This is a genomic window from Campylobacter sp. 2018MI13, from assembly GCF_018501135.1.
Classification (GTDB): Bacteria; Campylobacterota; Campylobacteria; order Campylobacterales; family Campylobacteraceae; genus Campylobacter_E.
Genome location: NZ_JAHCZC010000053.1, coordinates 1 through 13,240 on the forward strand (window position 1 = coordinate 1; position 13,240 = coordinate 13,240).

14 protein-coding genes are annotated in these 13,240 nt (G+C 29.5%); 10 read left to right on the top strand and 4 right to left on the bottom strand.

What is annotated here, in order from left to right; translation table 11 throughout:
* From KJQ99_RS06440 to nrfH, 3 genes are all read right to left on the bottom strand, one after another.
* Window positions 1-294 (bottom strand): hypothetical protein (locus KJQ99_RS06440; protein WP_214150315.1); only part of this gene is annotated, 294 nt, incomplete at its 3' end.
* Between the two features lie 406 nt (window positions 295-700).
* Window positions 701-2,380, bottom strand: coding sequence for an ammonia-forming cytochrome c nitrite reductase subunit c552 (locus KJQ99_RS06445; RefSeq protein ID WP_214150316.1), 1,680 nt, complete (start codon window positions 2,378-2,380; stop codon window positions 701-703).
* 11 nt (window positions 2,381-2,391) lie between these two features.
* Entirely contained in the window at window positions 2,392-2,859 is a 468-nt protein-coding gene (gene nrfH / locus KJQ99_RS06450; protein WP_214118286.1) for a cytochrome c nitrite reductase small subunit, read from the bottom strand.
* Between the two features lie 279 nt (window positions 2,860-3,138).
* Here nrfH and napA point away from each other — a divergent pair, with 279 nt between their 5' ends.
* The 10 genes from napA (at window position 3,139) to KJQ99_RS06500 (ending at window position 12,537) form a co-directional block, all read left to right on the top strand.
* On the top strand, window positions 3,139-5,910 hold the full coding sequence (napA, locus tag KJQ99_RS06455; protein WP_214118288.1) for a periplasmic nitrate reductase subunit alpha: 2,772 nt from the start codon (window positions 3,139-3,141) through the stop codon (window positions 5,908-5,910).
* Window positions 5,911-5,915: 5 nt separating this feature from the next.
* The gene (gene napG / locus KJQ99_RS06460) at window positions 5,916-6,668 is read left to right on the top strand and encodes a ferredoxin-type protein NapG (protein ID WP_214118289.1); all 753 of its coding nucleotides are present in this window, start codon (window positions 5,916-5,918) and stop codon (window positions 6,666-6,668) included.
* Entirely contained in the window at window positions 6,668-7,471 is an 804-nt protein-coding gene (gene napH, locus KJQ99_RS06465) for a quinol dehydrogenase ferredoxin subunit NapH (RefSeq protein WP_214118290.1), read from the top strand. Before napG ends, napH begins: the two co-directional genes overlap by 1 nt.
* Window positions 7,468-7,989 (top strand): nitrate reductase cytochrome c-type subunit, encoded by a 522-nt coding sequence (locus tag KJQ99_RS06470; RefSeq protein WP_214150317.1) that lies wholly within the window; start codon window positions 7,468-7,470, stop codon window positions 7,987-7,989. Before napH ends, KJQ99_RS06470 begins: the two co-directional genes overlap by 4 nt.
* Window positions 7,986-8,813 carry a WD40 repeat domain-containing protein gene (locus KJQ99_RS06475; protein ID WP_214150318.1) on the top strand — a complete coding sequence of 276 codons (828 nt, stop codon included), beginning with the start codon at window positions 7,986-7,988 and terminating at the stop codon, window positions 8,811-8,813. Before KJQ99_RS06470 ends, KJQ99_RS06475 begins: the two co-directional genes overlap by 4 nt.
* Window positions 8,813-9,124, top strand: coding sequence for a chaperone NapD (locus KJQ99_RS06480; RefSeq protein ID WP_214118302.1), 312 nt, complete (start codon window positions 8,813-8,815; stop codon window positions 9,122-9,124). The genes KJQ99_RS06475 and KJQ99_RS06480 overlap by 1 nt, the downstream gene beginning before the upstream one ends.
* 133 nt (window positions 9,125-9,257) lie before the next feature.
* Window positions 9,258-11,342 (top strand): carbon starvation CstA family protein, encoded by a 2,085-nt coding sequence (locus KJQ99_RS06485; protein ID WP_214150319.1) that lies wholly within the window; start codon window positions 9,258-9,260, stop codon window positions 11,340-11,342.
* Entirely contained in the window at window positions 11,323-11,481 is a 159-nt protein-coding gene (locus KJQ99_RS06490) for a CstA-like transporter-associated (seleno)protein (RefSeq protein WP_214118306.1), read from the top strand. Before KJQ99_RS06485 ends, KJQ99_RS06490 begins: the two co-directional genes overlap by 20 nt.
* A 181-nt stretch (window positions 11,482-11,662) precedes the next feature.
* Window positions 11,663-12,040 (top strand): NINE protein, encoded by a 378-nt coding sequence (locus KJQ99_RS06495; protein WP_214118308.1) that lies wholly within the window; start codon window positions 11,663-11,665, stop codon window positions 12,038-12,040.
* A 182-nt stretch (window positions 12,041-12,222) separates the two neighbouring features.
* A complete protein-coding gene (locus tag KJQ99_RS06500) occupies window positions 12,223-12,537 on the top strand; it encodes a hypothetical protein (RefSeq protein ID WP_214150320.1) in 315 nt (104 codons plus the stop codon).
* Window positions 12,538-12,717: 180 nt separating this feature from the next.
* On the opposite strand, the gene KJQ99_RS06505 is transcribed toward KJQ99_RS06500, so the two are convergent.
* Window positions 12,718-13,240 (bottom strand): LysE/ArgO family amino acid transporter (locus KJQ99_RS06505; protein ID WP_214150321.1); only part of this gene is annotated, 523 nt, incomplete at its 5' end.

Consider the following 13,240-nt stretch of genomic DNA (forward strand, 5'->3'; position numbering starts at 1 on the left):
ACTAAAAACATTATAAAATATTTTATCATCTATGATTGAAACTTTTTTATTAATACCCTTTGCGTTTAATAATTCTATTAATTTTTCTAAATCATCTGGATTAAGCAATTCGGTGTTTATAATGCTGCTAAGGAATTTGTTTTTATAAGATAGATGTAAAATTTTGTGTGATGAAAATCTAATGTTTAAATATTCGAAATAATATTCTTTTAAATTATCATAATATATCCTTGTTTTACTAAAAAGCCTAATGATTTCAAAATACTCATCATAACAGATAATTTTTCTTATCATAAGTGGAAAAAGCATAAAACGAAAATGGTGAGGAAGGGCAAATAAAACAAATAGCAATATCACTAAATAACCATCATTAAAATACAAAGAACAAGCAAAAATTAAAATGATAAACAAGCATACAATAACATTAGGAAATAATAAAAATAGTGATTTATATATAGAAAACAATAAGCTTTTTTTAAGATTTACTATCAGAATTATTTCTTTATCATTTAGCATAATATAAACCTTTTTTTGATAATTTAAGATTACATTATTTTAGCAATTAAATTAGTTAGCTTTAACACTAATTAAAATATATTTAAACTAAATTCTTATTTTAAATTATATAATGTTTTAATTTTTATGCTATTAAAATTGGGCTTTAATTAATGAGTAAATTGCGAGAAAATCTCGCAATTTTTTATTTAAAGTTTAGATTTTTTACATCCTCATCAACTTTTTTCATAGCTTCTGTTGGTAGAGAACCTGTTGGTGGTTTGTGATCTAGTTTTAGAGGTGCTGCTGGAATTGTTGCTGTTTTTGTTAATTCAATTTTAATTCCATAAGGAGCTAACGCATTTGCTAACTCTGCTTGTCCTTCTCTAGCTACTTCTTTACATTGACCTATAATTCTCATAAATTCTTGTGGTGAGTGGAAGCCATAGCTATTTTCACTAAATGATACGTCCCATCTAATATGTGCTTTTCTATGAGCATATTGTGCTTTTTCTATAACTTTTGAAATAGCATCATCTCTTGCTTTATCTTCAAGATTTGCAAATTCAGGAAGTTTTGCTAATTCTTCACGAGCTGTTTTTATATCAGCAATTAATGCTAATAAGTTATTTTCACAACCTCTAAGCTCATAAGCGTGGCGATTTTGAATAAAGCTAATTCTATCTTTTAATACTTGTTCGCTTTGTGGATGGCAAGTTTTGCAAGCTGCATTTATATCAGCTAATGGAGATAGTATATTGTGATTAGTTACTTTGTTTGCTCCATCTCTTTTGTATGGCATATGACAATCTGCACAAGTTACACCACTTCTATAATGTAAAGAGCTTGAATACATTTCAGCTTCTGGGTGTTGCATTTTAATTATTTTTGTTTTTGTATCTTTTTGAATGTAATCATATGGGAATTCGCCATTTGCAAATTTTTCATCATAGTATTCATCAAAATTCTCTATTTTAAATGCTTCATCTTTTTTCCATTTTGTCCATGGGAATGTTAAAGTGCTATCTTTACCTTCAAAATAATACTCAACGTGGCATTGCATACAAACATAATTTCTCATTTCTTTTCTACTAGCTTTGATACCACTTTTAGCGTCTGCTTCATAGCCTCTTAAAACCATAGCATTAACAAAAGCAGGGCGAGTTACACGAAGGCTCATATCATCTGGGTTATGACAATCTGCACAGGTTGATCCCATATGAGAGCCGTGAATTCCATCTCCGTATTTTTCTTCTACTTTTTTCATAACATCAAAATAAGGCATTTTATTCATATTTGTCCAAGCTTCTTTCATAGCTTCGCCTTTTTCACCAAATACATCAAAAAATCCCATTTTCTTTGCACCCATTACTTCAGTTTTACCTAGCATAAAACTTGGGCTTAATTTATCACTTTTATAAATAGCAGTTAAGTAACCAGTATGGCAATTTACACAAGCACCAGGCTGACCTTTAAATGCAGGTAATCCGTGAGCATTTAGATATTCTTTATTGTTTCTTTTTGTTTCCATTTGGTCAATTTGTGAGTAATAGTGAGTTCTTGGTTTAGAATAATCAACCGCAAAAGCATATCCATTCCAAAATGTTGTCGCAGCCGGCCAGCGAATAATCTTACTATAAGGTAAGCTTCCACCAAATGGTGTTTCAATATACTCATCTTTCATTTGTAAATAACCATCTAATTGAGCTGGGAAATTTCTACCCCATTTTGCAAAATCTGGTTCTTCATCACTAATTTCAAAAGTTTTTAATGGTTGAGTTTTACTTTCACCTTTATGTTCTGCAATGTTTGTATTAAGTGCAAATAAGCCTGCACCACCTAAAGCAGCTACCACAATAGCCGCAACATAAACTGATTTTGACATATTTTCTCCTTTTAATTATGTAAATGACCTATTGTTCTATGACAGCTAAGGCAATCAAGTGGCTCGCTATTTAATTTTGTCGTTGCATTGATTGCATTATGTGCGTAGTCTTTATGACAAGTCGCACAATTGCGATTAACATCTTCGTGTGTCATTTCGGTAGGTTCTAAATTAGGTGGATTTCCTCCTACTGTAAAATAATAGCCGTGTTTTAATCCGTGATAAGCTTTTTTAGTCCAATAAGCTACCACATCACCTTGAGGTAAATGACAATCTACGCAACCTGCATTGCTTGAATGCTCACCTTTTGCCCAGCTATCATAAACATCTGTCATAATATGACATTTGCTACAGGCTTCAGGTTTAGAAGTCATCATTAAAAAGCCATCTGCTATTATAAAAGTATAAATTCCACCACCAATAAAAATCCCAATTACTATGCAAAGGGCTAATAAAAGTTTGTTTGTTGGTTTTTTCATTTATACACCTTGTGAAAATTTGAAACACTACTTTAATATAAAAAAGCTTAAAAATAATTGATGGCAATTAATATATTTTTTTAAATTTAATTTAATTTTTAAATATTTTATATTATTTTATGAATGTTTTTTCAATTTTTATTGAATTAAGAATTTTAAGTTAATTTAATGTTGATAATATTTATGCGCTTTACTTTAAAAAAAATATTAATCTTAATCAATAAGATTTTAAAGCAAATAATCTAATCTATTTTTACATTATTATTATAAGGAGAATAAATGCAAAGACGAGATTTTTTAAAGAGCACAGCAGTTGCAAGTGCAGCAGCTTGCATAAATCCTACTATTGCTTTAGCAAAAGACGAAACAAGTGAATGGACTTGGGATAAAGCAGTTTGTAGATTTTGTGGAACTGGCTGTGGTATTATGGTTGCTACTAAAAATGGCAAAATTGTAGCTACTAAGGGCGACCCTGAAGCACCTGTAAATCGTGGTTTAAATTGTATTAAAGGATATTTTAATGCAAAAATTATGTATGGAGAAGACAGACTTGTAACGCCTTTATTAAGAGTAAATGCTAAGGGCGAATTTGATAAGAACGGAAAATTTGCTCCAGTATCTTGGAAAAGAGCTTTTGATGAGATGGAAAAACATATGAAAAAAGCTTTAAAAGAGCAAGGTGTAAATGGTATAGGAATGTTTGCAAGTGGTCAGCATACTATTCAAGAAGGATATGCCGCTTCAAAATTATTTAAAGCTGGTTTTAGAAGCAATAACATAGACCCAAATGCTAGACATTGTATGGCAAGTGCTGTTATTGGCTTTATGCAAACATTTGGTATTGATGAGCCTGCAGGTTGCTATGATGATATTGAACTTACTGATACTATTATTTGTTGGGGTTCAAATATGGCTGAAATGCACCCAATTTTATGGAGCCGTGTAAGTGATAGAAAATTAAGAGACCCTGAAAAAGTAAAAATTGTAAATCTTTCAACCTATACAACAAGAACTAGCGACATTGCTGATATGGAACTTATATTTACTCCAAGTTCTGATATTGCAATATGGAATTATATTGCTAGAGAAATTGTATATAACAATCCAAAAGCAATTGATTGGGAATTTGTAAAAAATCATTGTGTATTTACAACAGGATTTGCTGATATTGGATATGGAATGAGAAATAATCCAAATCATCCAAGCTTTAGCGAAGCTGAAAAAGATACCGTTGCTAAAGAAAATGCAATCACTTTAGATAAAGATGAAGCAATAGCATTAAGTCATTTAGGTGTAAAAGATGGCGAAAAATTTGAAATGAAACATCAAGCTCAAGCAGCACTTAACTGGCAAATTCAATTTGAAGATTTCAAAAAAGCACTTGAACCTTATACATTAGATTATGTTGCAAGCGTAGCTAAAGGAAATCCTGATGAAGATATAGAAGAATTTAAGAAAAAATTAAAAGCATTAGCTGATTTATATATTGAAAAAAGTAGAAAGGTAGTAAGCTTTTGGACTATGGGCTTTAACCAACATACTCGTGGTAGTTGGGTAAATGAACTTGCATACACTGTGCATTTATTAGTAGGAAAACAAGCAAAACCAGGTGATGGAGCATTCTCTTTAACAGGTCAGCCAAGTGCTTGTGGAACAGCAAGAGAAGTTGGAACTTTCGCACACCGCTTACCTGCTGATTGGGTTGTAGCAAATCCTAAACATAGAGCTAAAAGTGAAGAACTTTGGAAAGTTCCTGAAGGAACAATTAATGGTGTTCAAGGAAATCACTTTATGCAAATGATGAGAAATCTTGAAGATGGAAAGCAAAAATTTGCATGGGTTATGGTAAATAATCCTTGGCAAAATACTGCAAATGCAAATCACTGGATAAAAGCTGCTAGAGAAAAAGATAATTTTATAGTAGTAAGTGATTGCTATCCTGGAATTAGTGCAAAAGTTGCGGATTTAATTTTACCTACAGCTATGATTTATGAAAAATGGGGAGCTTACGGAAACGCAGAAAGAAGAACTCAACATTGGAGACAACAAGTATTGCCAGTTGGCGAAGCTATGAGTGATTTATGGCAATTATTAGAGCTTAGCAAACGCTTTAAATTAAGCGAAGTTTGGAATGAAGTAAAAATTGATGAAAAGACAACATTACCAAGCGTATTAGAAAAAGCTAAAGAAATGGGATATAAAGAAGATGATACTTTATATGATGTTTTATTTGCTAATAAAGAATGTAAAGAAATTTCATTAGATGATAGTGAAAGCTTAAAAGATTGGTTAAATAGCGAAGTTAAAGGCGATAGTAGAAATGTAAAAGGTAGTGATGGCAATGTATTTAAAGGCTATAATTTCTTTATTCAAAAATATTTATGGGAAGAATATAGAAAATTCGGAGCTGGTCACGGACACGATTTAGCTAGTTTTGAAACTTATCATAAGGTAAGGGGCTTAAGATGGCCTGTTGTTGATGGTAAAGAAACTCAATGGAGATTTAATACAAAATACGATGTATATGCTAAAAAAGCAAATCCTGAAGGTGATTTTGCATTCTATGGGGATTTTGATAAATCAATTAAAAGTGGTGATTTAGTAAAACCAACAAGCGAAGAAGCAACAGCAATTACAAATAAAGCTAAGATTTTCTTTAGACCATTTATGAAAGCACCTGAAAGACCATCTGAAGAATATCCATTCTGGTTATGTACTGGTAGGGTTTTAGAGCATTGGCATAGTGGAACAATGACAATGAGAGTTCCTGAATTATTCCGTGCAGTTCCTGAAGCTATGTGTTATATTCACCCAGAAGATGCTAAAGCTTTAGGAGTTGAGCAAAGAGAATTAGTATGGATAGAATCTCGCCGTGGAAAAGTTAAAGCTCGTATTGATATGCGTGGAAGAAATAAACCACCAAGAGGTCTTGTTTATGTTCCTTGGTTTGATGAGAATGTTTATATTAATAAAGTTACATTAGATGCAACTTGTCCAATTTCAAAACAAACTGATTTTAAAAAGTGTGCAGTAAAAATAACTAAGGCGTAATATTTATGAGAAGGCAATTTTTTACAAATACTATAAAGATTTTAGCAGTTGGTGTTGGAACTTTTAGCATATTCAAACTAAACGATACACCAAAAAGTGAAAGCAAAATTGAACTTAAAAAGAGTTTTTTTCTACGCCCACCAGGAGTTGTTAGTGAAAAACATTTTTTGGCTAATTGCATTCGTTGTGCTAAATGTGTAAAAGCTTGCCCTTATAATACTTTAAGTTTAGCTAAGATAGGGGAATTTGCTAGTTTAGGAACTCCTAAATTTAGTGCAAATGAAATTCCTTGTTATTTATGCGATGATTTGCCTTGTATTAAGGCTTGTCCGACAGATGCGCTAGATAAAAGTATTAATAAAATTTCTTTAGTAAATATTGGTCGTGCAATAGTAGATGAAAGCTCTTGTGTAGCTCATTTTGGAATTCAATGTGATGCTTGCTATAGGGCGTGTCCTTTTATAGATAAAGCTTTAAAGCTTGAATATAAAAGAAATGAGCGAACTAAAAAACATGCAATGTTAGTGCCTAAGGTTGATTACGATTATTGTGTGGGTTGTGGTTTATGTGAAAAAGTTTGTATTACTAAAAAGCCAGCTATTGTTATTTTGCCTACTAGTTTTATATTGGGTGAGAGAAATGATAATTATGTTAAAGGCTGGGTTAGTGGTGATGATGAAAGATTAAAACACATAGATACTAGCAAAAAACACGATGAGAAAAAAGCTATAAATTACCTAAATGATGGAGAATTTTAATGAAGATATTAAAAAATAAATATTTGATTTTAAGAAGATTTATCCAATTAGGACTTTTAGCTTTATTTATATTACCTAGTGCTGATTTTATTTTAAAAGGAAATCTTAGCTCTTCGCTATTATTTAATAGTATTAGCTTAAGCGACCCTTTTGCGTATTTGCAAATATTTTTAGCAACTTTTACTCTTAATGTGGGATTATTTATATCTGCATTTTTAGTTTTTATTATTTATGCTTTGTTTTTAGGTCGTGCATTTTGTTCTTTTGTTTGTCCTGTTAATTTGATTACAAATTTAGCAGATTTTATCAAGCAAAACACAAGTTTTAAAAGCTCTAAGCTGACTAATTTTAAACAAAACACTAGATATTTTATATTATTTAGTATTTTGATTTTGTGTTTGATAGCAAATGAGCCAGTATTTGAAAAGTATTCTCATATAGGAATAATTACTAGGGGAATAATTTTTATGCAAACTTCGGCTATATTTGTTGCAATTATTATATTTTTACTTGATTTATTTGTGCAAAGGAATTTAGTTTGTTCGCATCTTTGTCCATTAGGTGCTTTTTATAGTTTAATTTCAAAATTTGCTATGTTAAAAGTAAGTTATGATTTAAATAAATGCACTAAATGTATGAAATGCAAAATGATTTGTCCAGAAGCTCAAGTATTATCACTTATTACAAAATATAGTGGTAATGTTAGCAATAGTGAGTGCATTAAGTGTGCTAGATGTATTGAAGTATGCGATGATGATGCACTTAATTTTAATTTAATTAATTTTTTGAAAGGAAAAAAATGAAAAAAATATTTTTAAGTTTAGCTGCTAGTAGTTTGTTGATTGCTGCTAGTGTGAGTGATACTGAAATTGGTTTAAGAAAACATTCACTAAACGATGAAACAAAATTAGAAATCAAGAATTTTACATACTCTGAAAAAGAAGCTGGAGAAGCAGAGCGTTTTGAAAGAGCTTATTTAAATGCTCCACCACAAATTCCACACAATGTAGAAGATTTTTTACCAATTACTCAAGATAATAATATGTGTCTTAGCTGTCATGATTTAGGTGCTGATAATGAGCGTGTAAAGCTTAGTATTGAAGAAGCAACTCCTATGCCAGCAAGCCATTATTATGATTTAAGAAATGAGAAAAAACTTGATTCTATATCTCAAGCAAGATATAACTGCGTTCAATGCCACGCACCACAAGCAAATATTGATAGTGGAATCAAAAACACATTTAAGCCTGATTTTAGAAATGATGAATTAGGCAGACATCGTTCAAATTTACTTGATGTAATAAATGAAGGATTAAAGTGAAAAAATTGCTATTATTTATAGCTAGTTTAGGTTTAGCAAGTGAGCTAAACCTAAATGAATTAGAATATTTAGAATATGATTGTTATATAAACTATATTAATAATGAATTTGTAGCGTGTGGCAATGATATTTATAAAAATAATGATAAGGTTTTAAGCCTTGATGATAATATTATTTTTATTGATGATTACGATAGTAGCATTTTAGCAATTAGCTCAAAAGATGGATTAAAGACTTTAAACATTTATAAAGATAATAAATTATTGAAATTTAAAATCTCAAGCGATATTAATAAGGCATTTTTATACAAAGATAAAATAATTCTTACTTCTTTAGGAAGCGAACTAATCATAAGAGATTTATCATTTAACTTAATAAAAAAAGTTCATTTTTCAAATGCAAGCATAAATGCTGCAAGTATTAATAAAGAAAAGGCAAAAATTGCTTTAGGATTTGAAAGTGGAAAAATAGTTGTTTATGATTTAAATTCTAATGATTTTATAAGCAAGGAAGTTCATAAAGATAATATTTATAATGTAGATTATAAAAAAGATAATATTATTTCTTGCTCAACTGATAGAAAAGTTATAATTAATGATGATAAATTAAATGAAATTACTAATATAGAAAGTGATAATTTAGTTTATAATTGCGCTTTAAGTAATAATTTAAACTTTGCTTATTCTTGCGATTTAGAAAATAATATTTGTATAGGTAAGGATAAAATAAATATAGGTAATTTATATCTTAATTCAATATTATTTGATAAAAATACATTAAAGCTCAATGCTTATTCAAAAATTTTATACAAAAAGGATTTTTAATGATTTCATCTTTAGTAGTTATTGCAAATGAAGAATTTGAAAACGAAATAAAAAATATAAAAGATGCCAACATAGAGCAAGTAATTGATAAAAAATTTATCGTTTTAATTGAAGCTAGTGATTTTGACAATACTTTAGCAACTTTTAATGCCATTAAGCGATTAGATAGTGTTATAGATGTTAATATGGCTTTTAGTGAAGCTAGTGAATTTGATTTAGAAATTAACGCTCAAAAAATAGCAGATAAAGTAAATGCTTTAGGCAATGCAGAGAATATTGAGTATTATGGAAACATTTATAATAAATATTAATAATTTAACTCGTAATTTTTTTATATTTTTATCTTTTAATATAAAATTCTTATAAGTATTATAATTTTAGATTATAATACTTACTCACATTTTTAATTAGATTAAAAAATTAATTTATTTTTAAGGAGAAGCTATGAATAAGCTTTTATGGATAGTTGTTGCTATTCTTGGAGCATTTTGTATGGGCGTTATTGCTTTAAATAATGGCGAAACAATAAATGCTGCTTGGATAGTTGTAGCTGCTGTTTGTATTTATACAATCGGCTATAGATTTTATGCTTTGTTTATAGAAACTAAGCTTTGCGGCGTTGATGCTACTAAGATTACTCCTGCTGTAGCACTTAACGATGGAAAAGACTTTGTTCCTACAAACAAATATGTTTTATTTGGCCATCACTTTGCTGCAATTGCAGGTGCAGGACCACTTGTTGGACCAATCCTAGCAGCTCAAATGGGATATTTGCCTAGTGTATTATGGATATTAATTGGTGGCGTTTTAGTTGGTAGCGTGCATGATTTTGTTGTGCTTTTTGTATCAAGCAGACGCGGTGGAAAAAGTCTTGGCGAAATGATTAAAGACGAGATGGGGAATTTCGTTGGTGTTGTTTCTATGATAGGAATTTTTCTTATTATGCTAATTATCATTGCTATTTTAGCTATGGTTGTTGTAAAAGCTTTAGCACATTCTCCTTGGGGGACATTTACAATAGCTTCAACAATTCCTATTGCTATTTTTATGGGAATTTATATGAGATTTATTCGCCCAGGTGCAGTCGGAGAAGCTAGTATAATTGGCTTTATTTTACTTATGATAGCTTTATATTTAGGAAAAGTTGTATCAAACGACCCTGATTTAGCAAGACATTTTGATTTTAGCGTTCTTGAACTTAGCTTTATAATGATGGGCTATGGAATGATAGCTGCGATTTTGCCAGTTTGGTTTTTACTTGCGCCAAGAGATTATCTTTCAACATTTTTAAAAATTGGTGTAATTTTAATAATGGCTATTTGTGTTGTTTTAGTTTCTCCTGAAATTAAAATGGCAAAAGTTACACATTTTATAGATGGCACAGGTCCTGTGTTTGCAGGTGGATTATTTCCATTTTTATTCATAAATATTGCTTGTGGGGCGATTTCAGGCTTTCACGCATTAATTTCTAGTGGAACAAGTCCAAAAATGCTAGAAAATGAAACACAAGCAAAAATGGTAGGCTATGGTTCAATGCTAATGGAGAGTGCGGTTGCTATTATGGCTTTAATTGCTGCTTGTATACTTCAACCTGGAGTATATTTTGCAATAAATTCAGCACCAGCAATTATAGGCACGACACTTGAGAGTGCGAGTGCAGCTATTAGTGCTTGGGGATTTAGCGTAACTCCTGCTGATATTCAAACACTTGCTAATGATATAGGTGAGAGCACTATATTAAGTAGAACAGGTGGAGCACCTACATTTGCAATAGGCTTATCATTAATTATTCACGAGCTAATCGGTGGAAAGGAAATGATGGCATTTTGGTATCACTTCGCTATTTTATTTGAAGCATTATTTATCTTAACAGCAGTTGATGCGGGAACTAGAACTTGTAGATTTATGGTTCAAGATATGTTAGGAAATGTTTATAAGCCACTTGCAAACACAAGTAATTTAGGAGCAAATATATTCGCTACTTTAATTTGTGTTGCTGGATGGGGCTGGTTCTTATATGGTGGTGCGATTGACCCACTTGGCGGAATTTATTCGCTTTGGTCGCTTTTTGGCGTATCAAATCAACTTTTAGCAGTAGTTGCTATGTTTTTATGTGGCTCTGTATTTATTAAAATGGGAAAAAGAAAGTATATCTTAGCTATTGTTTTACCTGCGCTTTTTGTAATCTCAACTACATTTACAGCAGGTATTGCAAAGGTATTACCACAAAGTGAAAGCAAAATCGCAAACTCAATTTCTCACGTAGCAACAGCTCAAATTAATTTTGCTAAAGCTGATGAACTATTAGTAAAAATTAATGCAGGAGATAATAGTGAAGCGACTTTAAAAGAATTTAATAAAGCTAAACAAGTGGCACATTCTAATGTAGTAAATGCTATTTTAACGATTTTCTTCTTATTAGTTACCATAATAGTTGGAATTAAATTCGTTCTAATTTGGAAAGAAAGTTATTCTAATAGGTTTAGCATTCCACTTAAAGAAGTGGTTTATGAAAAAGCAGCTTCGTGAGTTTTTTTACGCAATGCTTGGAGCACCTGATTATGAAAAATATTTAGAGCATTTTAAGAAAATGCACCCTGATAAAACTCCTTTAACTAAAAAGGAGTTTTTCATAGAACAAACAAGCAAGCGTAAAACAAAATGCTGATAAATTTAAGTAGCTAGTTAGCTAATACAAATTATCTTTATTAGCAAATATTTTTTATCTTTTTTTTTATAATTTTATTTTTAAAAATCTTGAATAATTATTAAATAATTTTAATCCATTAACTTCTTGTTAGCGGGGGGGGGTATTACAATAGCTCTTTTATTTAATCAAAGGAGTCATTATGGACAAAAGTTCTTATTTAATGTTGCTTGATAATAAAATATCAAGCGAGCAAAAGTTTATGCTAAGCAATAAACTTGACAGCTTAAGTGAAGAAAAATTTAAAAATCTTTCTTGTATTAATTACAAACACCCTATATTGGCAATGAATTTAGGGTTTTTCTTCGGGATATTAGGTATTGATAGGTTTTATCAAGGTAATAGGTCTTTAGGTTTTTTAAAATTAGGAATATTTTTAATAGGCTTAATTAGTGTATTTCTTTTTATAGGGATATTTATTTTATGGGCTTTATATATTTATGTTTTAATAGATATTTATTTTGTATATAAAGCAATTCAACAAAGTAATTATCAAAAAATTTTACAAGCTATAGGCTAAGTAATAATTGGTTTTCAATACCAAATAACGGCAAAATTAGTGCAAAAGATAATAGCAAAGTAACAAAGTTATTAAAAGCTAAATAATTTGTAAGATTAAATATTGCAAAGTTATTTTGCCTATATTTTGCCTTTAATCCATTTTAAAATTAAAAATAAAGAAAATAAAATTAAAGGAAAAAAATGAAAAAAAAGAAAAATATCGCTATTGGTATTATTGTAGGTTTAATAGCTGCTAGTTTATTTAGCGCTAAGGTATTTGCTTTTATGTTGTATTTAAAGAATCCTAATAACCCTTATAACTCGTTGAAAAATATTGAAGCAACAATTAACTTAGTAAAAAGTGCAGGGGAATTTGATAAATTTATATCGCAAGAGCATTTGGCATTAGAACTATATGCTTCTTATGGTTTAACTTTTATCTTAGGATTTGTAATAGCGTTAATAGCATTATATTTTGTGCAAAAAGCTAAGAATAAAAATAAAACACAAAACTGATTTAATATTTTTATCTTAAAGTTATAAAAACATTAAGCTCTGTTATTTTTATAACAAAGCTTAATGTATAAATAAAAATTAAAATTATGATTAGACTAATTTTTTAAATTTTAGAATTTAAAATCATCAAGAAGTTAAAATTAGAAAGCGTAAAATAATAACGAAAAAGCTATTTTACGGCTAATTGATTAAAATTTTTAATAAATCATAAGCTATATAAATCATTATTAGGCTAGTTAATATTTCTATAAAAAAATATATTTTTTTATTTAAAAGTATTTTACTAATTTTACTAACTCCTAATCCTAAAGAAAAAAACCACAAAAAAGAAGCACATACACCACCTAAGAAAAATAATATCCTTTCATTTTGTTGAATATTTATAGCGTTTGCTCCAACTAAAAATATGGTATCTAAATAAACATGTGGGTTTAGTAAAGTAATTGCTAAGGTTAAAATTATTGCTTTTTTTGCATTTAATTTTTCATTATCATTTTGAAAATCACAATTAGTGTTCATAAAGGCTGATTTTAGTGAAATCATCGCATAAGTGATTAAAAATAACATACCTAAAATTGTAACTATTAAACTCATTGTTTCGTTTTTTAATAATACTTTACCAACTCCAAATACTCCACAAGCAAGTAAAATAGCATCGCAAATAAAACAAATACTGCATATTAAAATTATATGATTTTTTAAT

What these genes read in the sequence shown, in the direction of transcription:
- KJQ99_RS06485 (WP_214150319.1), top strand. Translation starts at nt 9,258, where the DNA reads ATGAATAAGCTTTTATGGATAGTTGTTGCTATTCTTGGAGCATTTTGT.
- KJQ99_RS06490 (WP_214118306.1), top strand. Translation starts at nt 11,323, where the DNA reads ATGAAAAAGCAGCTTCGTGAGTTTTTTTACGCAATGCTTGGAGCACCT.
- napA (WP_214118288.1), top strand. Translation starts at nt 3,139, where the DNA reads ATGCAAAGACGAGATTTTTTAAAGAGCACAGCAGTTGCAAGTGCAGCA.
- nrfH (WP_214118286.1), bottom strand. Translation starts at nt 2,859, where the DNA reads ATGAAAAAACCAACAAACAAACTTTTATTAGCCCTTTGCATAGTAATT.
- KJQ99_RS06470 (WP_214150317.1), top strand. Translation starts at nt 7,468, where the DNA reads ATGAAAAAAATATTTTTAAGTTTAGCTGCTAGTAGTTTGTTGATTGCT.
- KJQ99_RS06445 (WP_214150316.1), bottom strand. Translation starts at nt 2,380, where the DNA reads ATGTCAAAATCAGTTTATGTTGCGGCTATTGTGGTAGCTGCTTTAGGT.
- KJQ99_RS06500 (WP_214150320.1), top strand. Translation starts at nt 12,223, where the DNA reads ATGAAAAAAAAGAAAAATATCGCTATTGGTATTATTGTAGGTTTAATA.
- KJQ99_RS06495 (WP_214118308.1), top strand. Translation starts at nt 11,663, where the DNA reads ATGGACAAAAGTTCTTATTTAATGTTGCTTGATAATAAAATATCAAGC.
- napG (WP_214118289.1), top strand. Translation starts at nt 5,916, where the DNA reads ATGAGAAGGCAATTTTTTACAAATACTATAAAGATTTTAGCAGTTGGT.
- KJQ99_RS06480 (WP_214118302.1), top strand. Translation starts at nt 8,813, where the DNA reads ATGATTTCATCTTTAGTAGTTATTGCAAATGAAGAATTTGAAAACGAA.
- napH (WP_214118290.1), top strand. Translation starts at nt 6,668, where the DNA reads ATGAAGATATTAAAAAATAAATATTTGATTTTAAGAAGATTTATCCAA.